The following is a 23811-nucleotide window of genomic DNA, read 5'->3' on the forward strand; positions in this document are numbered from 1 at the left end:
TTCTTATTTTTACCTTAGCCAAACATACAAAAGAGTGAATTTACTAATCTTGTATGTTACAACCTCTTCTTTCTTATCGTCAAAAGAAGCCTCAGCAAACTGCTAAGGCCATGTAACGGCAGTGAATCTGCCGTCAAGACATTGAAATCAGTCTTTGGCTTCACTCTTATTACTGAAGGGGATTAGAAATCAAGCTCAATTCAGGATGATTTACTAACGCTTCATTACAATATTCACAAGTGACTTTAACTGTCACATCACCACTTAAATCATACGCTATTATATCCCGACGTTCTGCAGGGGTCAAGGAATGCAAACCTAGTTGCATTTCAGTTATCACCGTTGAATCGATCGTTCCTAACAATGAATTACAATGTCGGCAGATGTATTTTATAGCCATATTATGCCTCCTGAGGATCGTTTATACCCTCATTATGCCCTGACTCGTTCCAAGTTAGCCCTGTAATCCTTTTTTTGGGATAGAATCAACGCAGACATTTAGCCATTATACTTGGCCATCGTATGCTCATACGAATGATCGAGACTATATTCAATCGCATCACAACTATGGTCTATCATCTGTTGGACATATTCTTTCTCTTTTTTAGCGAAGGGAGATAATACATAATCTACAACAGCAACGCCTGGATTCGGACGAGATATTCCTAGGCGGATTCGATTAAATGTCTGTGTCCCCGTATGTTGTATAATGGATTTTATTCCATTATGCCCGCCTGCGCTTCCTTGGTATCGAAGCCGTATTCTACCTACTTCTGTATCCAAATCATCATAAACAACAATTAGATCTTCCAGATTGGCTTTATAATAGCTCATAAATGCATGCACAGACTCACCGGAAAGATTCATATAGGTTAACGGTTTAATGAGGACCACCTTCGTTCCTGCAATATTCCCTTCACCCACCAATGCCTTACATTTACTCGGGCCAAATGTAATGCCATGACGTGCAGCTAACGCATCGAGGGTCATGAATCCTATATTGTGGCGCGTCTTATCATAGTTGGAACCTGGGTTCCCCAGTCCTACAATCCATTTCATTGATCGTTATATCCTCCATAAGACATTATTTGTTACAATGATCTCACTCAAACAACCCAAATATCAGAACTGCAGGTGACATTTTCTTGATTGAATTCGGTCAGATTCTAACGCTATTCAGCCATTTCAAGCAACACTACGCATATCGAATTCCCGTTCAAGTTCTCAAACGAGGTATCCATGTGGACATTGGAAATATTCAATCCTTTGATAAGTACTTTGTTGAAATTGAAGGGACTCTTTATAATCAACAATATTATACATTCATTTCGAGACCAGGATATTAAAAAAGGATGCACGATAAGGGTTATATCTCCTCTACCGAGGAGGTATAACCCTTTGTTTACGTTCTACATTCTACTCAATCTCGAAGAGTTTACTAATCGACAATTCTTCGTGAACACGAATGATTGCTTCACCCATCAGAGGAGCTACTGAAAGCACCTTAATCTTGTTACTTGGATTAGGATGTGTAATCGGAATCGTATCCGTTACAATAACTTCTTTCAGTGGAGAGTTCTCAAGTCGTTCCATAGCTGGTCCCGATAATACAGGGTGTGTACAGCATGCATAGACTTCCTTCGCTCCGCCCTCAATAAGTGCATTCGCACCCAATACAATGGTTCCTGCTGTATCGATAATATCATCAATCAATATCGCCGTTTTACCTTCAATATGACCTATGATATTCATAACTTCACTGACATTAGGCTCAGGACGACGCTTATCAATAATCGCAAGCGGCGCATTAAGGAAATCAGCCAATTTTCTTGCACGGACTACGCCGCCATGGTCTGGAGATACCACAACAGGATTCTCAATCTGCATCGAACGGAAGTATTGGGCTATAATCGGAACACCCAGCATATGATCTACAGGAATATCAAAGAATCCTTGAATCTGCATGGCATGTAAATCCATCGTAATTAAGCGATGGGCACCAGCCTTTTCAATCAGATTAGCAACAAGCTTTGCAGTAATAGGATCACGGGAACGAGCCTTACGGTCTTGACGAGCATATCCATAATACGGAATAACGACATTAATACTTTTCGCCGAAGCGCGTTTCAATGCGTCAACCATCACCAATAACTCCATCAGATTATCATTTACCGGACCACAAGTGGACTGTACGATATATACATGACAGCCACGAACACTTTCGGACAACTTGACTTGAATTTCGCCATCACTAAAGCTTGTTGTATGGGAGTCTCCCATAGGAATGCCGATATAATCAGCAATTTGATTAGCCAGCTTTGGATTAGAATTACAAGTAAATATTTTGAGTTTGGAATCACAATAAGTCATAAAATAAAAACCCTCCGTGCGGATTCATTGAATTCATGTCTGTTATTAAACACTGATTAGTTCACCTAGCCAATTGAAGTTCAACATCTGTAAGGGTTTAATTCCCCTTATTCTTCTTTGCTTTGGCTTGATTACGAATCTTCTCTGCATATCCAGGTTTATTCACCTGTCGCTCTCTCGCAATTGCCATTTCATTCTCGCCAACCGAATGAGTTATCGTTGAACCCGCTACAATAAATGCACCTTTACCTACTTTGACAGGAGCAACCAAATTGACATTACTTCCAATAAAGGCGTCATCTTCAATCTCTGTCATAGATTTATTATACCCATCGTAGTTAACAGTTATTGCACCGCAACCCACATTGACATTTTTACCGACAGTAGCATCACCAATATAGCTTAGATGAGATACTTTTGAGCCATTATCAATGACTGCGTTCTTTACTTCTACGAAGTCGCCAATCTTGACATCTTCACCAAGCTTAGATCCTGGACGCAGATAAGCAAAAGGGCCAACCATTGTACGCAAACCTACCTCAGCGTGATCAAGAACAGAATGCTTGACGACGGCATGATTTGCAATAATGGATGAATCTATATCGCTATTAGGTCCAATGGTGCAGTCCTCGCCTATAACAGTATACCCTTTAATGATAGTCCCTGGTAGTAGAACTGTATCTGAACCAATCTTGACATCAGCACCAATGACAGTTGCAGAAGGATCAATAATCGTAACTCCATTCAACATATGACGCTTTGCAATTCTTTCTCTCATAAATTGTTCAGCTTCTGAAAGAGCAAGACGATCATTTACACCAATAGATTCAGCAGTATCATTCGTGATATATCCGAGAACCGTTTCATTAGCCTTCACCAGAATACCAATAACATCTGTCAAATAATATTCTGCTTGAGCATTTTGGTTCGTCACTTTCTCAAGCGCTGCGAATAGTTTAGCATTGTCAAAACAGTACGTACCTGTATTAATTTCGCGTACAGCATCTTCTTGTGGTGTGCAATCCTTTTGTTCCACAATCCGTAGTACGTTACCGTCTTCTCCACGTATAACACGTCCATAACCTTTAGGGTTATCCATTTGGGCAGCCAATACGGTTGCCGCTGCATTATTACTCTCATGCAGTTGCATCAGCCCTTCCAACGTCTCAGGCGTTACTAGAGGCGTGTCTCCACAAATAACAATCGTAGAGCCTGTTTCATCTCTAAGTAAAGGCGCAGCCTGCTTCACAGCATGACCTGTTCCTAACTGTTGTTGTTGAAGCACATATTCTGCGTCGTTCCCAAGATAAGATTGTACGGCTTCCGCACCATGTCCAACAATCACAATCACTCGCTCACTGTTGACCTGTTTAACGGTATCAAGTACATGTCCTACCATTGGTTTCCCACACACAGGATGAAGTACTTTGTATAATTTGGATTTCATCCGCTTGCCCTGACCTGCAGCAAGAACTATAGCCATTCTTTTCAAGGGTCTAACCTCCTGCTCATAAACTCACTACTGAATATATCTTATTCTAGGAAAAAAGAAAAGAGAGCCATGTAATGGCTCTCTTTTCTTTATACCCCGATATTGTAACTTAAGCGCCTTCTTCAATCACTTCTTCTTCATTAGCCGCACGTTCGTATTCTGCCAGTACAGCAGACTGAATCTTCTCCCGAGTACCGGAAGAGATTGGGTGGGCAATGTCACGGAATTCTCCATCAGGAGTACGTTTGCTTGGCATTGCAACAAACATTCCGTTATTTCCATCAATAACCCGAATGTCATGAACAACAAATTCGTTATCAATGGTAATGGATGCGATTGCTTTCATTCTTCCTTCAGAATTAACCCGACGAAGTCTGACATCCGTAATTTGCATGTGTGTGTTCACCACCTTTTTCCATCAGAGACTTGGTGTATAATTCCACACAACACACGAAAATCCTTTTTTTTAACTCAATAAAATATCCTAAAAACAGGAATTTATGAAATAAAAATATATTTCGACAAGCTTCTTGGTTATTCGTTACTAAATGAGCTTTCTTTCGTACTAAAATCGACAAAAAGCACGTCAGCTCGAGACGACTCTAATTTTCGAAATAATTACCAGGACTTACAAATATTTGTTTGCTTTTAAAATCCACTCCGGTTAATGTGGCAAGGGACACATAGTCGTGAAGCAATCGTTCTTCACTATCTACGGAACCCGATTCAACCAAGACACCAACACCAGCTACCTCGGCATTGAATTCAGCTAATAAATCAACCATGCCCTGAATCGTACCTCCAGCTTTCATGAAATCATCCACAATAAGCACTTTGGACTTTTCCTTCAAAGCACGACGTGATAAGGACATCGTATGGATACTTTTGTGCGAACCCGAGACATAATTAATACTTACCGCAGAACCCTCCGTCACCTGATGATCACGACGAACAAGGACAACCGGAAGATTAAGTTGAGCTCCTGTAGCATAGGCTAATGGAATCCCTTTGGTTTCAACGGTCATCACACAATCGATCTCTTTGCCTGAAAAGGCCGTTGCAAAAATTTTACCAGCCTCGTTCATAAGTGAAGGTTCACCTAGTAAATCAGACATATATAAATATCCACCAGGTAAGATTCGATCCACCTGTTCTAATCGCGCACATAAGTCCTGTGCAAAGAGTAAAGCCTGTTTCTTAGTCACCTTAGGAATAAATCTTACTCCACCCGTCGCACCAGCGAACGTCTGAAGTTCTCCCATGCCTTCATCTTCAAATACTTCTTTGATGATGGCCAAGTCCTCACTTATGGACGATTTAGCTGCTCCATAACGATCAGCAAATGTCGTAAGGGGAATTAATGTATGTGGTCTATTCAGTAGGTATTGAGTCATTTCCACTAAACGTGCGCTTCGTTTTAATTTTTTCACGTAATACTCCTCGCTAAATCCGAATATTATATATTGAATATATCATTTTTATACGTATTTACACAAGAGTCTATCCTTTTAGGTCAACAGTCGCACAGCGTAAACTTCGCGGCAGAAACCCCGCAGACCGTTATATATTCTTGGCACTTTTGATTCCTTAGATACTAAGCCAAATACCGTAGGACCACTACCAGACATTAACGTTCCATCTACACCCAACCTCATCATGGCTTCTTTTAATTGTTGAACTTCAGGGTGCAACTTCAATGTAACATCTTCTAGAACGTTCCCAAGTTGGCCACAGACTTCATGGAATCCCCCCGACTCAATTGCAGCAATCATGTTGGAAGCAGATGGATGTTGTTTAATCTGAGTGCTTTTTAGTCGCGTATATACTTCCTGTGTAGATACATTGATAGGAGGCTTAGCCAAAATAACCCAACATTGCGGCGGATTAGGGATAGGTGTTAACAGTTCTCCTCTACCTGTAGCAAGGGCTGTCCCCCCAGTCACACAGAAAGGTACATCAGATCCTAGTTCCGCACCTAGTCGCTGTAAGTCTTGTACCGGTATATCAAGCCCCCATAGTCGATTCAGACCTCTGAGTGTAGCTGCTGCATCGCTACTTCCGCCAGCCAGACCTGCAGCCACAGGAATCTTCTTGTCTAAATGAATATGAACGCCTTTTCTTACATCATAACGATCCTTAATTAATCTCGCAGCTTGGAAGGCGAGATTCTTCTCATCCAGCGGAATATATCCCGCTTGGCTCGATATAATAATTGTATCCCTAGGTAATTCCACCATTTCTAAACGGTCTGCTAAATCAACCATCGTCATTACCATCTCTACTTCATGATAACCATCAGGACGCTTATGTAATACATCCAGCATTAGATTGATTTTAGCTGGTGCTTTCTCATAAATCTTCAAGGCGTTCACCCACCCTTACCTTTTCGCTCATAATAACTTCACACATTATACCAAACTGTCTCATTCAAGTCATTTACGATTATGCTGAATTATGATGATCATACCTTTCTTTAACCAAGATTCAAATAGTTTATCCCTTTTTCAGGATTTTTGTATCATCATTCAGAAATATAAAAAGCGAAGGTCAACCCTCTAGGGGATGACCTCCGCTTTAAAATTGACTAATCTGGATTTCTAGCTGCTGCTTTTTCCGCTAATTCAATTGCTCTTTTGACCATATTTCCTGCATCCTTCGCTCTAATGCCTCCCCATCCATCTTTCTGGACAGTATCATAGAATCCTAAATCCTTTGCAAGTTCATTTTTGAGTTCATCTGACATTACACTACGTCTTTTACGGCTCACGTATAATCCCCCTCAATGAATTGAAATAAATGTCGCTGTTAGTATAACGCGGGTGATCACTTCTCATTCATCAGCCCTTTTGCAGATCACATACCTCTTCTAATTCAAAATATAACAAAAAGGCAATCCTCCAAGAGGACTGCCTCATCTTTATAAATAAATTTACGCTTTAATATACTCAAGCTGCATTTCACTGTTATCCTCGCAAATTGTAACTTCTACCGAAGCAGTAAGAATATCTGCGTAACTGTATGAAACACGTTTAAAAGTTTGTTGTTCTTGATCTAGTTTCACAATAAAAACAGAAGGGTACGTTTCTTCCAAAACACCAGTTCGCTCAACAGTCTTTCTTCGACCACCATTAGCTCGTAACATAATTTTTTGACCTACATGAGCATCGAGACTGTGCTTGATATCTAACAGTGCGTTTTTAGCCATGTCTAACGACCACCTCTTTCCTTGTCCATTATAACGGATAATTCGTAGGTTGTCAACTTAAAACATTAATTATATCAGCACTAAAATTATCTTGTCAACGAATTTTTTTTGAACCTACAAACACTTGCAAAAACCGCCTAAATTCAGCAAATAAACCCCAAATTTAAGGAGACTGTTCGGGGTTTATTTCTTTTTTTGACAACTACTGTATGTCTTAAACCGTGTAGTACGTCGTTATTTAATTTCAACAGAGTTCTGAAAAGACTAAATTGCTGCTGGCGTTACTTTAAGCGTAGATAGATCATACAAGCGTGGTAGACCTATACGATAGCTTCCCCGGGATTCAATCCCGCCTACACCTTCAGTACCACTAATCGTATTTCCTAGGACATCATTCATATTGATAATCTCTTTAATCGACGTGAATGAGGCTTTTGCAGCTACGTACACTGGGTCCAGAGCATGAATTAGAATACGTGCTGGTGAACTAGCAAAGTTCGCTCCTGACTGGAGTAATGCTTCAAAGTGGGACTGACAAGCGCCTGCAATAATCGTAAGCGAATCTAAATGGCGATCGTACTGACGCGCTACTTGAATAGCATTTACGAAATTTTGTGAATTTTTGTAACTGTTCAGACTATAGAGATCCTGATTTCTCCTATATTTCAATACGCCATCATGGCCCGTAATGACCAAAATATCTGGTTGGACCTTTGGTAGGAGTCTATATAGGGCATCCGCCATACCTGATTCTCTGACATAGTGTCCTTCCGCCGGGACACGAAGTTGTTCATAGGCCTGAAGGCTTTTTTTTAGATAATTTGGATCACCATCCAAATGTAGAACTTTACCAGGTACTTCGAAGAAGGTAGGTTCCTTCGTTTGGCCCCAATCTCCACCCGTCTGAGAAAGATTTCGAGCAGATTGTTCTTCACGGTGGCGTTGAAGAGACGATAAAGACTCATTCGCCTTCACTTGGGCACGTTGCGTTTTCTCGCTCACGGGTGCATAGGGAACCTTCAACAAGTCTCTAATGGGGGAATCCGCCAACAGTCGGAAATCCGTCCCCTTCAGGATGGCATAATCCTGCTGTATATCTTCAATACGAAATGCAATATCACCGCCATACGATTGACGGACCACCAAATCTCCCAAATTCATCAGACATCACCCCTACCCCATGGTATGGGCAGTCACCCCTATTGGTTCATGTTTTCGGCATATTTATCACTGAAACTTGTTAAATTCCTTATACAATACCAGCCTCAAGCAATATATTACTAAGCGTTGCAAATTCCTGAAGACTGAGTGTTTCACCACGACGGGAAGGCTCGATACCTGCTTGGATCAACAAGGAATCAATACGTTCGCGCCCTCCTGTTGGAGAGAATCGGCTCTTCAGGTTATTAGAAATAGTTTTCCGACGCTGGGCAAATGATGAATGTACCACATCAAAGAAATGCAGTTCATCCTTTGCATCCACCGGTGGGTGTTCCCGAACCGTAAGACGAATGACGGCAGAATCCACATTCGGTTGGGGTATAAACACAGTGTTCGGCACAGTACAGATCAACTTTGGTTCACTATAATATTGAACAGCAATGCTAAGGCTACCGTAATCCTTGCTTCCTGGTGAGGCTGCCATACGTATAGCAACTTCTTTTTGAATCATGACAACAATATGCTCAAGTGGGAGTTTACCTTCCAGAAGTTTCATCAAGATAGGTGTCGTAACGTAATAGGGTAGATTAGCTACTACGCTGACCTTAGATACATCTTTAAAGTTCCGCTCAAACAAATCAGGCAAGTCTACTTCGAGTACATCCGCTTGTTCTACCTGAACATGTTCATAAGGCTCCAACACTTCTTCTAATATTGGAATAAGACGTCTGTCAATCTCCACTGCTGTTACCGTACCTGCTGTTTGTGCCAACCTCTCAGTAAGTGCACCGATCCCTGGGCCAATCTCTAGAGCCCCTTTTGTGGGATCCAACTCAGCTGCATCCACAATTTTGTCTAAAATATTCTGATCAATCAGAAAGTTCTGACCTAGACTCTTCTTAAAAGAAAAACCATGACGTCTGATGATATCCTTCGTTCGCCTTGGTGTAGCAATATTGTCTAACTCATTCATATTCTTAACCTCCCTCTTCAATTTGGGCGAGGGCACTCACGAATTCATCACGCGTAATTTGAAATATAGCGAGACGCTTCAGGAACTGCTTGCCGTTACAATACCCAATTCCAAGAATGTTACCCATAGCCATTCTACGAGCAGCTGCATCAGGGTGCACCATCAGACCTGCTTGTACAAGGTCCTCCAGGTCTATCAGGCTCTCCACCCCTTCATAGGACGTATGAACCCGTGCTAATGCATGACGGATCGCTTCTGGCGATGCATTCTCTACACCAATATCACCTTTACGCGTGGCATCAACCTCGGGAATGAACGCATGCTTACATCCCTGCACACGAGATGCAATAATTTTGCGAATCCGCTCACCGGCGTGATCAGGATCGGTAAATATAATAACACCTCTACGTTCTTGTGCTAGGGCAATACGCCGTATCGTACGTGCATTAATTGCTGAACCGCCTGTTTCGATTGTGTCCGCTTCTACAGCCCTCTTAATGGCCGTAGTATCATCGCGACCTTCCACGACAATGATTTCTTTAATCATGATGATTCTTCCCTTCAAAATCCAGTATAACAACAAAAAGAAGAGGAGTTATCCTCTTCTTTAACATGACATCCATATGACCCTAATAGTATAGCATTATAACACCATTGTAAAACGTGTTTAGTTCAATTCCGGCTTGATCGGTCCAATCACATATACCGTTTTTCCGGACTTTCTTCCGAAATTACGTGCATTCTGTAAGGAATCATAATACACGTCAATTTTGTTCCCTTTTATAGCGCCGCCTGTATCTTCTGCACGACGGAAGCCAATACCTTCAATATACACCCACCACCCAATAGGGATAACTTTAGGGTCAACCGCAATGGTGCGCCCTTCTGTAACGCGTGTACCCGAAGCTGTCTTCGTACCTATTCCTGGTTCTTCAGAAGAATAGGCAGTCATAGAAACATTCTTAAGGACTTTCTTATATGTGAAATCGACTCCAGCCTTACTAGTCTTGTTATTCTGACTCACCTTTGTAACAGGGCTCTTCTTGCTGGTTTCTTTCTTAACTACTTTTGGGGATGCTATTACGACTGGCTTAGGTGCTTCTACCTTTGTACCTACAGCAATAACCTTATCTTGCCTGGTACTCCGCACTTCTTTACCAACTACCTTCATCGAGACAAACTGACCATCTTGAAATATCTTCTCGACATGATGGACAATGGCACCTGGCTGTCCATTTTGAACCACCTTAACATTTCCTTTTAGAATCGTAGGGTCTGAAGTCTTGATCACCTGAAAGGGGACTTCCTCTACGCGATCTACAATCTGTTTGTTAATCCGGACAACCTTGATATCCAATTGATTGGTAACTTTAGTTGTCAGTGCAGGAAATACCTTATCCGATTCGTTGAGAGAAACACCCATTTCCCGAATAGCCTCTTTCACCGAACCCTGCGTTGTAAGTATGGGATGGGATTTACCATCAACGGTAACATTAATTTTACTTGCCCGTTGAATTTGAACCTTATCCCCATCTTTAATTGTACCGTTCAATGCCATGGACACCTTATCTTTGGGTCCTAGTATGATGGCTTCTTCCTCAAGCATTTCTCGCAACAACGTATGATTTGTCTCAATGGCTTTAACCTGACCGTCTACCGACACATATACTTGTTTACGCGTTTGAATGCTGATTAATAAAAGAGCCATCAGGGTAATTGCAATTAAAACAATAGCTACAACAGAAATATTACGTACATATTCATGCTTCCAACGCGTTGCGTAAGTCATGCTGGATGATGATGAATCATGGGTTTCTTCATTCAAAATGCCCACTTTCCGATCCTCCTTCATAGCCTCGCCGTCTATGTAACCATATATGTAATCTGCGATTGACGTGACTATTTTAAATTTTTACAGGATACTTAACCACAAGTGTATCCTGCATCCTGTACCAGTCTGCTCGTGATGATTGTCACCCCCTGTTAAACAAGAGTATGATGACAATATTGTCTTTATTCAAAAATAAAAGAAGCCATAAGAAAGAGTTAGAGGAACTCTTTCGTGGCTTCCCGATCATGAATAGACGGAATTTGCATACACGAGGTTGCCTCTCTTCATAACGCTTACGAGGTTAGCTGTCGGGTTTGGACGAAAGAGAGCCGCCCGATCTTAGGTCTACCGCTCATGGCGGATGCCCTTGAATTCACCCCAAAGATCCAATAAAAGAAATCAAATACGTCATCCACCTGATATTTCATCAGTTTTTCTGCTCGTATTGGTTCCCCCGTTCTCCACACAATTGGAGATTTAGCGAGACTGGTTCAGGAAAATAATAAGCAATCAAAAAACGATCTACTCTTATCACTGAAAAGATAATATCGTGTTTTCATGCAAGTTGTAAAGCACTAATCAACCACAAAAATACGAATAAATAGTTAAAATATTGTAATATTATCGCTTTATATCATCATAAAACAAGTATTAGTCGCTTATTCTTCCTCTTTTGCTACATTTCCTCTCGTTTTTAACAAATCCCAAATAGTGACAGTGCATTTTGGGTAGTTATTTGGGCTAATTCTTCAATGTCAACCCCTTTAATCTGAGCAGCCGCTTCTGCCACTAACCTAACATGAGCAGACTCATTTCTCTTCCCACGATAAGGATGGGGAGTAAGATATGGGGAGTCTGTTTCGATCAATAATCGATCCATTGGAACCTGGGCTAATACCTCTTTTGGTTGCTTCGCATTTTTAAATGTGATGGGCCCACCAAATGATAAATGAAATCCCATATCAAGACACATTTTTGCCGTTTCCCAACTGCCTGAGTAGGAGTGCATCACCCCACCAACCTCGTGTGCTTTTTCCTCTCGTAAAATTCTTACCACATCTTCATGTGCATCTCTATTATGAATGACAATAGGCATGTTAATCTCACGAGCAAGTCCAATTTGCTGGCGTAGTACTTGTTGTTGAATATCTTTAGGTGAGGTATCCCAATAATAATCAAGTCCAATTTCACCAATGGCTACAACTTTCTCATGTTTACACAGGGACGCGATCCATTCCAGATCCCCTTCTTTCATCGTAATGGCATCTTGTGGATGCCATCCTACAGCAGCATAGATAAAATCATATTTCTCAGCTAGTGCCATTGTCGTCGGGATTGTCTCCCGATTAAAGCCAACATTTATCATTTTACCTACGCCATTTTTAACTGCACGTGCAATAACCTCTTCGCGGTCCTCGTCGAATTGCGGTGCGTCAAGATGAGTATGTGTGTCGAACAACATCATGGTATAACCCCCTCTTAATCTGGACAAACTCAAGCCTTTTATCAATAATCTTCAAAAATATGGGCAATAGAAGGAGAAAATAGCGATAAAGCCGCCTTCAACTTCTGTTCAGGATAATATAGGTGACATTTACCGCGATGTAGACCACTAATAGATCTTACAATTTCTGACACTTCAGAAATTTCTTTTAATTTTTCTTGTCGATCCAACAATAAAATATGTTTCTGACTCACTCCATCACTAGGATGAAATATATCGTAGGGAAGATCACTTGGGAAATCAATAACAAAGTCATAATTCGGATCTAAACCTGCTTGTATAAATGCCTGTCGAATCTCTTGAATCATGTCATTATTATCCGAATCTAATTCTACATATTTATACAGTCTACGATGCATGAATCGTTCACAGAGCTCACTTAGTATAGGATCCTGCTCCGTCACCCACTGCATAAATACAGTCAGAATGAGAGCCTCATCTAATTTCAAATATTGCTCAACATTCAATTTATCTTCAAATAAGTATATCAATGGCTTCATCATAAACTCAAATTTATATCCATTATTATATAATTCTTTTGCACGTCGAATGATTAAACGTAATACAATTTCTGAACTTCTTGTCACGGGATGAAAATACACTTGCCAGTACATTTGGTATCTTGACATAAGATAATCTTCAACAGCATGCATTCCAGATTCCTTCACCACGATTCGTTCATGATGGGGTCTCAGCATTCTGATAATCCGATCGATATCAATCGTACCGTAATTTACTCCAGTATAGTATGCGTCACGAAGCAGATAATCCATTCGGTCAGCATCAAGTGGACTAGATATGAGATTTACTACAATGGGTTTATCATAAGTTTTTGCAATGACTGAAGCAACCTTTGTCGGTAACTCAGGATCTACCTCAAATAGAATATTATTTATTTCTGTATCACCTAGAACGATGCGACATGTCCAATCCTCATGATTCATATCGAAGGCTTCTTCTATAGAGTGGGAAAAGGGACCATGTCCAACATCATGTAGCAAAGCAGCGCAAAGGGTTAGTAATTTCTCCTCTTTAGGCCATTCTGTATATTCATTTCTCTCAAATGATGAAATGATTTGCCTTGTAATTTCATAGACTCCTAATGAATGTGAGAAACGACTGTGTTCAGCTCCATGAAAAGTGAAAAAGGATGTTCCCAATTGACGTATACGGCGTAGTCGTTGAAACTCAGGCGTATTAATCAACCGCCAGATTGTCACATCTTGCACATAAATGTAATTATGAACTGGATCTTTGAATACCTTTTCTTCATTTAGAGGACACATCATAACATTTTGCCACTCCTTTGTGGGATACATCATTTAAAGGAAACGTTGAACAATGTCGAACTATGTACTATTTTGTTCATTTATGAATGGTTAAATCGACAACTGATGTAATCATTTAATACCCTTATCTTAACCCTTTTATCTTATATATCAACACTTTTTCAATATTTCAACGTCAATTTATTAAAATTTATAGGTTGACTAATTTGGGAAAGGTTGGTATTGTAATATCATTAAAACAAGAATGTTGTCGAATCGTGACATTTAGGATGAGCAATTGAGAGGAGCAAATATAATTATGATGAAATCAACAGGAATTGTAAGAAAAGTAGATGAACTTGGACGGGTTGTTATTCCGATTGAATTGCGTCGTACTCTAGGTATAGGAGAAAAAGACGCTTTAGAAATCTACGTTGATGGAGAGCGTATCATGCTTAAGAAGTATGAACCAGCTTGTATCTTCTGTGGTAATGCAGAAAACGTAATATATTTCAAAGGTAAAATTGTTTGCAACGAATGTATTTCCGAAATTCCTGTACCTGTGACAATTTAATAAAAATAGGTTATAATAGAAATAATTAATTTAGTAATTCAAACCTTTTTCATATCTCCTTAATGTCTTCCTAGCTTTGACTCAAAGCTTATGGAAGACATTTTTTTTGTTTATTTCTATAACATGATTTTAAAGCAATGAATTATAAATATCCCGCTTAGAAACGCCACGATCATTAGCTGTTTTTTTCATCGCATCTTTTTTTGAATCGCCCATTTTTTCGTAATGATTCACATGTTCCTCTATAGATAACTCCTGCCACCATGCTTCTCTCTGTGTCTTCTCTTCTTCCTGACTGGCACCTTCTACAACGATGACATATTCTCCAATAGGTGAATGTTCATCTAACCATACCAAGCAATCCTCAATACTACCCCGAACAATCTCTTCATACCTCTTAGTCAATTCACGAGCAAGAACGACCTGACGATTACCTAGTCCATCTAGAAGGTATCCCAATGTCTTTACAATACGGTGTGGAGACTCATAGAATAACAAGGTTCCTTGTCCATACTGGAGAGAAGACAGCACCATCTGAATATCCTTGCGGTCACGAGGTAGGAATCCAGCAAAAGTGAACCGCTCCGTAGATAATCCAGATACAATTAATGCCGATAGTGCAGCATTAGCCCCCGGAATAGGAATGACCGGAATTCCTTCAGCAATGGCTAACTTCACCAGGTCTGATCCTGGGTCAGAAATGGCCGGAAGACCTGCATCACTGACCAAGGCTAAATTTTTTCCTTCTATTATATACCGAATTAATTCAGGGCCACTCGCGGCCTTATTGTGCTCATGATAACTAAAGAATAATTGTGGTGTTATTTCAAAATGAGTTAATAATTTTCGTGTCTGACGTGTATCTTCAGCTGCAATAATATCGCATTCTTTTAATATTCTAATCGCACGAAACGTGATGTCCTCTAAATTACCTATCGGTGTGCCTACAAGGTATAATGCACCACACGTCCGTGAATCTTCCCCTTGAAAGCTACTTTGCTTGTGTACACTCATATGTCACCCTCTTTTGATCTCATTTGATCCATAGTAAATATCTATTAGCTCCTGGCAATAGTCATTTTGCTCATTATAAACAATCAGTGGAGGGAGAATTCGAACTTCTGGCTTCCCATCTCGTAATGCCTCAATTAATACCATGTTAGCCTCGGAATGTGCACGAGAATGAACAAAACGAATTCGCTTCGGTTCCAGTCTATTCTCCCTCATTAATGTAATTAGTTCACCCAATCGCTGAGGTTTATGCACCATATTCACTTTTCCACCTGTTCGCACTAGACGAGAGCAAGCTTGTATGACCTCCTCAAGCGTACAATGAATCTCATGACGGGCTATCGCTTGATGTTCATTTAGCTTAATATCGCTGCCATTCATCGGCATATAAGGTGGGTTCACTGTAATTGCATCATATACACCATGGCCCGTTTCCTTATATAGCTCACGTAGATCTCCTTCTCTGATTACAATGGAATCGTCTAATCCATTAAGTTGTACGCTGCGACGAGCCATATTAGCCAATCTTGGTTGAATTTCAATACCTTCTATAGAAGCTTGGGTTCGGGAACTTAACAATAGAGGAATAACCCCATTCCCGGTACATAAATCTAATATACGTCCTTTTGGCGGAACGCTTGCGAAACGGGCTAACAGAACGGCATCCATCGAAAAACTGAATACTTCATCACTCTGAATAATCCGTAGATCATGTGTTAATAGATCATCAAGGCGTTCTGATGGCTGTAGAATAACTTCATCTATACTCATATACCCAATCCTTACATCAATTATTATGCTCCATGCTTCAAAAAAACCGTAGGCAATTTCTCCTACGGCTTGTTTGTGCTATTTATTCAAGAATGACAGACAGAAAAGGCAGTCGCCTTCTGTTCGTAAATGCCCATAATAGACATTACAAATATGGAAGCCTTCGTGATACAACCTTGCAAGGTTATCATATCCCTCTCCAACGACATCTTCTGGTACTTCATGAGGAAGATGCGGTGTAGCAGATGCAACTTTTTCTTCCATAAGCTGAGCTTCTCTTTTTAAAATAATCCGAAGCCGCTCATTCTCAAGAATAAGTCGATTATTCTCTTCAAGAAGTTCTTTAACAAGTAGCTTTAACTCACCTAAATCACTGTGCATGTGTTCCATTTGTGCTTCCATTTCCTGCATGCGTAGAAATACATTTTTCTTTTCCATGTTTCCACCCCGAACAGTAACCTCATTGGTCTACTTGATGACAACGTCATCCATTGGAAGTTCCTTAACTTTGCCCAATTCGAACAATTGCACGTGAACGCTGCGACTGCTAGCATTAATTCCTACGACTTTACCATCTCCCAAGGCAGTGACCACCATTTTACCAACGGCAGGCAGTTCCTCTCTTACACTTTCGTAGTTATCATGCTCAAACTTGAGGCAACACATGAGTCTTCCACATAATCCAGAAATTTTGGTCGGATTCAACGACAAGCGTTGATCTTTTGCCATCTTAATTGATACTGGCTCGAAATCTCCGAGCCATGATGAACAACATAGAATTCGCCCGCATGGGCCAATTCCACCCAGCATCTTGGCTTCATCTCTTACGCCAATTTGTCTCAGCTCAATTCTTGTTCTGAAAATGCTTGCAAGATCTTTAACAAGCTCTCGGAAATCTACTCTTCCTTCAGCTGTGAAATAAAAAATAATTTTGTTTCGGTCAAACGTAAATTCTACGTCCACAAGCTTCATTTTGAGTTCGTGGTCCCGAATTTTATTTAAACAGGTAGCAAACGCATCTTTTGCTGCCAATTGATTCTCCTCCACAATGCTAGCGTCGGAATCACTGGCGATACGAATAACCTTCTTCAGTGGTAAGACCACATCTGATTCGTGTACCTCTTTTTTCCCAACAACAACTTTTCCATATTCGATCCCTCGCGCTGTTTCAACGATAACGCTATGATCCTTCATAATAGGGAAGTCCAATGGATCGAAATAATAGATTTTACCGGCTTTTTTAAACCGGACACCCACTACACAGTACAAAAACTAACCCCCTACCATCACATCTTGGTGTTTCCTAAAGAAGCACTGAGTCTAGCAGCTATTAACTTTCTAGTCCCATTAGAAACTGTTCCAGACAGAGTTGTCCATTCACATTGTATCGCAACTTTTTCTTTCCTTCTGCCGCCAGATCCATATAGGAGATCCACTGAGCAGAACTTCGTGAATACGCCTGTGATGACAAATACTCCAGCTGATCTATGAAAACGATACTTTCGTGCCTTTCGTATTGAACATGCAGCATATCTTTAAACCACAAGTGAAACAGGTTAAAGAGAATATCTAGGTGCTCTGAGAGTCCCGCTTTGAACAACTTCGTCCCTGCAGTAATGAGTGACGTGCTGCCTCTGCCCATAGACTCCTTTCCTAATTGTAACACTACGTTTCTAATTTCTGCAAACCAATTCTGCTCAAGAAGTTCCCTACATCCTTCCAATCCAGATGATAGATGCACCGCACAGCGAACTAACGGTGAAGGATAACCTTCATGAATAAGGACCTGAAGCATCATGGTTTCACTTAAAGGGCTAAAGGGTACGCGTTGAGATCGAGATTGAATCGTCGGTAGTAGGGATTGTACATTCTCTGCAATCAGAATGGCAACTGCAGGAATTGGTGGCTCTTCCAGAAACTTAAGCAAGCTATTTGCTGCTTGGTTCGTCATTGTATCCGCTTGATCAATAATATATACCTTCGGATTCTTCGATTCCGAACGATAGGAAAAGACCCGCTGTAATCCGCGGATCTGGTCAATTTTGATGGAAGCTCCGTCAGGATTGATTAGAGTTAGATCCGGATGATTACCATGCTCGACTTTACGGCATTCCAAACAATTTCCACAAGCATCATCTTTACTCTCCGTACAGAATAATGCTTGTGCAAATGCGAGCGCAGTCTTCATCTGACCACTACCTGCTGGACCATTAAATAAGTATGCGTGACTAACAGTATCTTTGCGTAGACCATTCTGAAGCATCTGCTTCGCAGTTTCCTGGCCTAAAATATCATTAAAAGACATAAATCCTCTTTTCCTGGGTGAATACTGTCAAGGTTGCCATCATATTAAAAACATAAGTTAATGAGCATTCCTCGAATTTCGCCCATTTGTTGCAAAAGGTCTATTTTACCTTCTTCACTATCTAATAATTCATCAGCCATGGCTAATAACGCAGCATCTACCTCATCTATCAACTTGTAGCGTTTTCCACGTCCACGTCGATCCCAGCCTTTGGTATCCTTCATCGATACACCACGACGAACTGTATCTTCAAGGAATCGCTTAACCATCGCACGATAGGCCTTTAGCTCACGTATCGTCATTGACCTAGCAAGGCGATCACCCTGCATTTGGATCTCTTTGAGACGTCGACCTAGCTCTTCCTGTGTTGCCTGATGTCCCTGTTGTTGAATAACATCAGAGAACGATCTCTGTTGAATAGGTTTCGCGCCGCTATCTACAATCGGTACTTCACTTTTAATAGGTCTATAACCCGGGTTTATTTTCAAAGGATATCTCCTGCTTTCATGATACTCCCATTAGATTCAATTAATGCTGTTAACCATTGCTTCTTTTTCTAGAAATGCTCAAAGCGCTCTACTGGCATTACAAATACGGTTGCTCCACCCACTTGCACTTCTACTGGAAGCGGCAAATAGGAATCTGTTGTCCCGCTCATTGGAGTGACAGGCGTAACCAATTGCTCTCGAACCTTACAACTCTTATTAATGACGCTCATAACAGCCTCAACCTGACTATCATCAATCCCAATCATAAAAGTTGTATTACCTGCCCGAAGAAATCCTCCTGTACTCGCAAGTTTTGTTGCACGAAAGTTCGCCTTAACCAATTCCCCTGAGAGTCTGTTACTATCTTTATCTTGTACAATCGCAATGATTAATTTCATCTTGCATTCCTCCTCATCTAAATAGAGTTCTTAATCTGTATACTTCTTAACTCCATAACAGAGATCTAAGTGAAGTTACCTTCTCTCATCTTTGAACCATTTAATGTGAATGCGAAACATGACGGATATCATCACTTACTTATTCTTATTTGACAATGACCCATTAAAACCCTTTAAAATACCCTTTTCCATCTTAGAAATAATATCGTTTCTGACTTGAATTAGGCTCTGTTCTGCATTAATTGTAATCACTCTCTCCGGGTATTGTGCCGCAATGATGTGGTAACCCTCGCGGACCTTATGATGAAAATCTATATTTTCCATATCTAGTCGATTCACTTCGCGCTCCTGACTAGCCGCGATTCGTGATAACCCCACTTCAGGATTAATGTCCAAATAGAATGTCACATCGGGCATAAGAGACTCAATAGCGAATTGATTAATACTCCAGACTTCTTCCATCCCTAACCCTCGTGCGTAGCCTTGATAAGCTAGACTGCTATCGACAAATCGATCACAGATAACCGTGATTCCTTCTTCTAGGGACGGTCTTACCTTTTCCACTAAATGTTGCCGACGAGCAGCAGCATACAGTAAAGCTTCTGTTCGTGCATCCATCTTCGTATGCTTCGTATCTAGTATGACATCACGAATCTTCTCTGCTATATCAATGCCACCCGGTTCCCGGGTAAACATATGGGGTATGGAACGACTTTCAAAATAGGTACTTAATTGACTAAGAACGGAGGTCTTACCAGATCCATCTCCACCCTCAAATGTAATAAACTTTCCCTTAAGATTCATGCATTTCCTGCTTTCTGTCCTTCTTAAAGACCATAATACTGTGTAATTCGGGGTCTGCAGCGGCATGGCACTTAGCTCCTGCTTGAGATAATACAAGAAGACGTTCCTGAGTATCTTTAGAGATACTCTCGCCCATATATAACAATGGTATACCTGGGGGATACGGAATAATCATCTCGGCTGCTACCCTCCCTCCACATTGCTCTAGAGGTATTGATTCGACCTGTTCTGACGACACTGGCTTCATATTAAAGGAGATGGGTGTCGAAACAGAGTTTCTCATAATGTTCCACGTGGAAAATTCGACAGCATTCTTCATGGCCAATGTATTCTCTTCTGAGTGGGTATCTACCCCTATTACAGATATATGCTGAAGGGCCCTCAAAAGGTGATTAGCATCCTCCATCGTGGATCCTAAGCTAAAGAGTAAGACGACGTATCGTTCGTCGCTCATCTCTGGAATGCAGCCCTGCGCCTCTAAATGGCGCTGAAGCTCATATCCACTCAGGGTCCCTGTGCCGTCATAAATGACGGCTTTGAAGGGATCCTGCGAGGTATACGCCGCGGCGAAGCCGGCTGGCTGCTGCGGTTGCAGCAGCCCGAAGCGCGGGAGCTCCGCGAGCCCGCGCTTGAAGGCATCCACGGCGGCGAGCCCCGCCGTGAAGATGGCCGCACCGCCTGTGTGCAACAGGCGACGGGCTAGATCGAGCGAAGCCATCATAGGATATGATGGGCTGGAGCTCTGGACCATGGCTAGCCGCTGGCGTAGCAGCGTGCGGTCTAGCCGTGGGCCCTGCACATGTAGCATAGCGCCCATGGTGAGTGCCGACAGCATTTTGTGCGTCAATTGTACGACGCCATCTGCTCCACAGGATAAGGCGCTTGCTGGTAGCGATGGATGTTGCCCATAATGTGCACCATGGGCCTCATCTACTAGCAGCGGCACATCATATCTGTGGCATGCTTCTACCAACGATGCCATATCCGTCCCCATACCATAATAATTGGGCATGGTGACAAGCACTCCCTTGGTATGTGGATACTTCTCTAATGCTGCGGTAACCTGATCTGCTGTAGGGGCTGTCGCTAATCCACTAATAGGATCGACTTGAGGCTGTAAGAATACAGCCTGCGCTCCAGCCAACATTAAACCATGCAATACCGATTTGTGCACATTACGTTGGACGAGTAATAACTCACCTGGGGCAGAACATACGGTTAGAATCAAGGCTAAGTTTCCTACCGTACTTCCTCCAACAAGAAAGAAACTCTCTTCTGCACCGAAACAATTCGCCGCCAGTTGTTGTGCCTCAAGAATAACTCCTTCGGGATGATGAAGATCATCGGTTCCTATAATCTCAGTAACATCAATCTCCATCATCTCAGATAGTATTCCCGCTCCCCCACTGGAAGCGTAAGCTTGGCCATTTTTGTGCCCAGGAACATGAAATGAGGCTCGTTTTGCCCTTTTATATTCAAGTAACGCTTCATACAGCGGTGCCTCTTCCTTATTCAAATCACACAGACTCCCTCGAGTTTTCTCTTGTTCCCGACCTGATACCTCAGATTCATGGTACTGATGTAGTAACTCTCTTTCTTGCTTCATTAATAGTTCGGAGTCTTTCCGTTTCTTAGTCACCTTAACTGTTCACTCATCTAATACACTAAAACTCATGTAATACTTGTACAGTTTGGTTATATTTATTTTAGATATAAAACTATCTATCTCTATTTTATCGTAATTTATTCATATCGCCTATCCTTACCTCAGTTTTAATGAATATCTCATAGGAATACCTATATTCTCATAATACCCAACTCAAGACAGAAAAACCCATAGTATACATCGATACTATAGGAATTTTCCACTATCACTATATTTAGTTAACTCACTAGTAGCCTAACGAACTTTAAACATGTCAAACCCAACTCATATATGATGATTCCTTATAATGAAATCTTTAGTTTATACGGACGCCACTGTGAAGCGCTCTTTACGATGCTTGGGCTGTTCAATCTCGTCTAATAAAGCGACTGCATAATCTTCCATACTAATATAACTTCTACCTTCCTTACTCACGAGCAGGTGATCCTTCCCTGATTGATACTGACCCGTTCTTTCTCCTGGCTCAATCTCTGCTGCAGGACTAATAAATGTCCAGTCAATGATATTATCTGCTAAGTATAATGAGAGTGCTTTCCCTTGATTTGTGGCCGTTGGTAAATAGATATCGGGGAATTCCGGTGTGTCGAACACTCTAGTTCCTTGATTATCTACATATAGACTTCCTGCACCACCAACAACCAATAAACGAGTATTAGGTGCTTTACTTGCTAAATCTATTAGTTTTTTATTGGCATCTATGTGTAAATGTTCTTCGCCAGGTTTCGTACCATAAGCACTTACAACAACACCAAATGCTTGTAATTCATTCGTTAGCTCAAAAACATCCTTCTCAATCACAGCAATGTCACCTAAATCTTTAACCTTATTAGAATTCCGTACAATTGCTGTAACTTCATGACCTCGACTTAAGGCTTCTCGTACGACGCGACTTCCAATTCGCCCACTTGCACCAATCACTGCAATATTCAACCGGAACAACTCCTTTAGTTATTTATTATTCATCACTTGTAACGATTATAGTTACAGGTTGACTCAATGTCAATTCTCCATCCTTGGAATAACTGTTGGATCCCATTATGCTATAATGTAACTAAATCTGATTCATCCTATGTTTGTCCTATTTTGTGATTGAGAATACCTATTTCGTTTGTGGAGGAATGCATCATGGCCATCAGCAGTCGCCTTTCTGTAGCCGTTCATATATTATCCTTATTGGAAATATCTAAAAATGAAAAATTAACCTCTGAGTTTATTGCTAGCAGTGTAAATACGAATTCAGTGGTAGTACGCCGCATTATGGGCATGATGAATAAAGCTAGAATTATTATTACCTCTCCTGGTGTAGCTGGCGCAGTGATCACTAGACCCATCTCACAAATTACCTTATTAGATGTTTACCTAGCTGTTGAATCAGAACACCAAGATTCCTTATTCTCGATTCATAATAAGCCCAATCCTAATTGCCCCATTGGCAAAAATATTCAACATACACTTGATCATCGGTTCACTCAAGCACAACGTGCCATGGAGAATGAGTTAGCTAACATTACTATAGAAGAAATAGTCTCAGATCTTTTACGTCAGGACTCTCCCATCTCTTCTCCTTCCATACAAACAAAAAAAGAGCAGCTATAAATGTTAGCTACCCTTTGTTCATAAATATGAACTATACATTGACTTGCATACTTATTTGCTTCATTTGATGAATAAAATAATGATACTTCGCTTCCTCCGCATCCGTATGCACCATTTCCGATTCGCAAGCTTCGCAGATAAATTGAGATAAAATACTTATCCCTTCCTCTTTACCTTGCCCGCAAATAATACAGACGTGTTCGGTATGATCTTCCATCATCCATCCCACCTTGTCCTTTTTCCTATCAGTATGAACCAGTTTCTACTATTTTAAACCTTTTCATAGAACCTTTATATGGTCCTCGTTCGTTTTAATATAAGTATTCAGCTATATCTTTCTTGGTGTCTGTACTTAAAACATCTTTACAAAAACTCTAGTATAACCGATATAACT

Annotated in this window: 29 protein-coding genes and 1 riboswitch; of the genes, 3 read left to right on the forward strand and 26 right to left on the reverse strand. The window is 41.0% G+C overall.

The features are described 5' to 3' along the window. Positions 1-169 precede the first annotated feature (169 nt). Positions 170-400, reverse strand: coding sequence for an anti-sigma-F factor Fin (locus tag AC1D7X_RS22230; protein ID WP_495458427.1), 231 nt, complete (start codon positions 398-400; stop codon positions 170-172). A 98-nt stretch (positions 401-498) separates the two neighbouring features. Further along, positions 499-1059, reverse strand: a complete 561-nt coding sequence (gene pth, locus AC1D7X_RS22235; protein ID WP_495458428.1) for an aminoacyl-tRNA hydrolase — start codon at positions 1057-1059, stop codon at positions 499-501. Positions 1060-1145: 86 nt separating this feature from the next. Here pth and AC1D7X_RS22240 point away from each other — a divergent pair, with 86 nt between their 5' ends. Further along, positions 1146-1346 (forward strand): hypothetical protein, encoded by a 201-nt coding sequence (locus AC1D7X_RS22240; RefSeq protein WP_495458429.1) that lies wholly within the window; start codon positions 1146-1148, stop codon positions 1344-1346. A 70-nt stretch (positions 1347-1416) separates the two neighbouring features. Here AC1D7X_RS22240 and AC1D7X_RS22245 read toward each other — a convergent pair whose 3' ends face one another. The 13 genes from AC1D7X_RS22245 to AC1D7X_RS22305 all read right to left on the reverse strand — a co-directional run bounded on the left by AC1D7X_RS22245 (position 1417) and on the right by AC1D7X_RS22305 (position 13825). Then, positions 1417-2370: a ribose-phosphate diphosphokinase gene (locus AC1D7X_RS22245; RefSeq protein WP_495458430.1), complete on the reverse strand. Its 954-nt coding sequence runs from the start codon at positions 2368-2370 to the stop codon at positions 1417-1419. 97 nt (positions 2371-2467) lie between these two features. Continuing rightward, positions 2468-3862 (reverse strand): bifunctional UDP-N-acetylglucosamine diphosphorylase/glucosamine-1-phosphate N-acetyltransferase GlmU, encoded by a 1395-nt coding sequence (glmU, locus tag AC1D7X_RS22250; RefSeq protein WP_495458431.1) that lies wholly within the window; start codon positions 3860-3862, stop codon positions 2468-2470. A 109-nt stretch (positions 3863-3971) separates the two neighbouring features. Continuing rightward, entirely contained in the window at positions 3972-4256 is a 285-nt protein-coding gene (spoVG, locus tag AC1D7X_RS22255; protein WP_495458432.1) for a septation regulator SpoVG, read from the reverse strand. Positions 4257-4464: 208 nt separating this feature from the next. After that, entirely contained in the window at positions 4465-5292 is an 828-nt protein-coding gene (gene purR, locus AC1D7X_RS22260) for a pur operon repressor (protein ID WP_495458433.1), read from the reverse strand. A 78-nt stretch (positions 5293-5370) separates the two neighbouring features. Further along, on the reverse strand, positions 5371-6225 hold the full coding sequence (gene ispE / locus AC1D7X_RS22265; RefSeq protein ID WP_495458434.1) for a 4-(cytidine 5'-diphospho)-2-C-methyl-D-erythritol kinase: 855 nt from the start codon (positions 6223-6225) through the stop codon (positions 5371-5373). 221 nt (positions 6226-6446) lie between these two features. Next, positions 6447-6629: a small, acid-soluble spore protein, alpha/beta type gene (locus AC1D7X_RS22270; protein WP_495458435.1), complete on the reverse strand. Its 183-nt coding sequence runs from the start codon at positions 6627-6629 to the stop codon at positions 6447-6449. Between the two features lie 162 nt (positions 6630-6791). Then, the gene (veg, locus tag AC1D7X_RS22275) at positions 6792-7067 is read right to left on the reverse strand and encodes a biofilm formation stimulator Veg (RefSeq protein ID WP_495458436.1); all 276 of its coding nucleotides are present in this window, start codon (positions 7065-7067) and stop codon (positions 6792-6794) included. Between the two features lie 264 nt (positions 7068-7331). Continuing rightward, the gene (gene yabG, locus AC1D7X_RS22280) at positions 7332-8228 is read right to left on the reverse strand and encodes a sporulation peptidase YabG (protein ID WP_495458437.1); all 897 of its coding nucleotides are present in this window, start codon (positions 8226-8228) and stop codon (positions 7332-7334) included. A gap of 88 nt (positions 8229-8316) precedes the next feature. Then, a complete protein-coding gene (gene rsmA / locus AC1D7X_RS22285; protein ID WP_495458438.1) occupies positions 8317-9201 on the reverse strand; it encodes a 16S rRNA (adenine(1518)-N(6)/adenine(1519)-N(6))-dimethyltransferase RsmA in 885 nt (294 codons plus the stop codon). A gap of 4 nt (positions 9202-9205) precedes the next feature. Continuing rightward, the gene (gene rnmV, locus AC1D7X_RS22290) at positions 9206-9748 is read right to left on the reverse strand and encodes a ribonuclease M5 (protein ID WP_495458462.1); all 543 of its coding nucleotides are present in this window, start codon (positions 9746-9748) and stop codon (positions 9206-9208) included. 120 nt (positions 9749-9868) lie between these two features. After that, positions 9869-11035 (reverse strand): resuscitation-promoting factor, encoded by a 1167-nt coding sequence (locus tag AC1D7X_RS22295; protein WP_495458439.1) that lies wholly within the window; start codon positions 11033-11035, stop codon positions 9869-9871. Between the two features lie 272 nt (positions 11036-11307). Then, positions 11308-11525: riboswitch (cyclic di-AMP (ydaO/yuaA leader) on the reverse strand. A gap of 201 nt (positions 11526-11726) precedes the next feature. Beyond that, positions 11727-12497, reverse strand: coding sequence for a TatD family hydrolase (locus AC1D7X_RS22300; protein WP_495458440.1), 771 nt, complete (start codon positions 12495-12497; stop codon positions 11727-11729). 41 nt (positions 12498-12538) lie between these two features. After that, positions 12539-13825 carry an HD domain-containing protein gene (locus tag AC1D7X_RS22305; protein ID WP_495458441.1) on the reverse strand — a complete coding sequence of 429 codons (1287 nt, stop codon included), beginning with the start codon at positions 13823-13825 and terminating at the stop codon, positions 12539-12541. A gap of 298 nt (positions 13826-14123) precedes the next feature. Between AC1D7X_RS22305 and AC1D7X_RS22310 the strand changes: the two genes are divergently transcribed. Continuing rightward, complete coding sequence (locus tag AC1D7X_RS22310; RefSeq protein ID WP_429374232.1) at positions 14124-14378, forward strand: AbrB/MazE/SpoVT family DNA-binding domain-containing protein; 255 nt, start codon at positions 14124-14126, stop codon at positions 14376-14378. 129 nt (positions 14379-14507) lie between these two features. On the opposite strand, the gene rsmI is transcribed toward AC1D7X_RS22310, so the two are convergent. The 10 genes from rsmI to AC1D7X_RS22360 all read right to left on the reverse strand — a co-directional run bounded on the left by rsmI (position 14508) and on the right by AC1D7X_RS22360 (position 22751). Beyond that, positions 14508-15392 carry a 16S rRNA (cytidine(1402)-2'-O)-methyltransferase gene (rsmI, locus tag AC1D7X_RS22315; protein WP_495458442.1) on the reverse strand — a complete coding sequence of 295 codons (885 nt, stop codon included), beginning with the start codon at positions 15390-15392 and terminating at the stop codon, positions 14508-14510. A 3-nt stretch (positions 15393-15395) separates the two neighbouring features. Beyond that, entirely contained in the window at positions 15396-16160 is a 765-nt protein-coding gene (locus AC1D7X_RS22320) for a tRNA1(Val) (adenine(37)-N6)-methyltransferase (RefSeq protein WP_495458443.1), read from the reverse strand. 78 nt (positions 16161-16238) lie between these two features. Then, positions 16239-16598: a DNA replication initiation control protein YabA gene (gene yabA / locus AC1D7X_RS22325; RefSeq protein ID WP_495458444.1), complete on the reverse strand. Its 360-nt coding sequence runs from the start codon at positions 16596-16598 to the stop codon at positions 16239-16241. A 30-nt stretch (positions 16599-16628) separates the two neighbouring features. After that, positions 16629-17429 (reverse strand): PSP1 domain-containing protein, encoded by an 801-nt coding sequence (locus AC1D7X_RS22330; protein ID WP_495458445.1) that lies wholly within the window; start codon positions 17427-17429, stop codon positions 16629-16631. A gap of 61 nt (positions 17430-17490) precedes the next feature. Then, on the reverse strand, positions 17491-18465 hold the full coding sequence (gene holB, locus AC1D7X_RS22335) for a DNA polymerase III subunit delta' (protein ID WP_495458446.1): 975 nt from the start codon (positions 18463-18465) through the stop codon (positions 17491-17493). 44 nt (positions 18466-18509) lie between these two features. Then, positions 18510-18953, reverse strand: a complete 444-nt coding sequence (locus AC1D7X_RS22340) for a YaaR family protein (protein WP_495458447.1) — start codon at positions 18951-18953, stop codon at positions 18510-18512. Between the two features lie 68 nt (positions 18954-19021). Continuing rightward, the gene (gene darA / locus AC1D7X_RS22345; protein WP_495458448.1) at positions 19022-19351 is read right to left on the reverse strand and encodes a cyclic di-AMP receptor DarA; all 330 of its coding nucleotides are present in this window, start codon (positions 19349-19351) and stop codon (positions 19022-19024) included. A gap of 135 nt (positions 19352-19486) precedes the next feature. After that, the gene (gene tmk, locus AC1D7X_RS22350) at positions 19487-20155 is read right to left on the reverse strand and encodes a dTMP kinase (protein WP_495458449.1); all 669 of its coding nucleotides are present in this window, start codon (positions 20153-20155) and stop codon (positions 19487-19489) included. Then, positions 20145-21794 carry an aminotransferase class I/II-fold pyridoxal phosphate-dependent enzyme gene (locus AC1D7X_RS22355; protein ID WP_495476161.1) on the reverse strand — a complete coding sequence of 550 codons (1650 nt, stop codon included), beginning with the start codon at positions 21792-21794 and terminating at the stop codon, positions 20145-20147. The genes tmk and AC1D7X_RS22355 overlap by 11 nt, the downstream gene beginning before the upstream one ends. 327 nt (positions 21795-22121) lie before the next feature. After that, on the reverse strand, positions 22122-22751 hold the full coding sequence (locus AC1D7X_RS22360; protein WP_495476162.1) for an NAD(P)-dependent oxidoreductase: 630 nt from the start codon (positions 22749-22751) through the stop codon (positions 22122-22124). A gap of 195 nt (positions 22752-22946) precedes the next feature. On the opposite strand from AC1D7X_RS22360, the gene AC1D7X_RS22365 reads away from it, so the two are divergent. Next, positions 22947-23417, forward strand: coding sequence for an Rrf2 family transcriptional regulator (locus AC1D7X_RS22365; protein WP_495458452.1), 471 nt, complete (start codon positions 22947-22949; stop codon positions 23415-23417). Between the two features lie 31 nt (positions 23418-23448). Here the strand turns inward: AC1D7X_RS22365 and AC1D7X_RS22370 are convergent, their stop codons facing one another. Then, positions 23449-23634, reverse strand: coding sequence for a sigma factor G inhibitor Gin (locus AC1D7X_RS22370; protein WP_495458463.1), 186 nt, complete (start codon positions 23632-23634; stop codon positions 23449-23451). Positions 23635-23811 lie beyond the last annotated feature (177 nt).

The organism is Paenibacillus sp. Y568 (genome assembly GCF_059445545.1).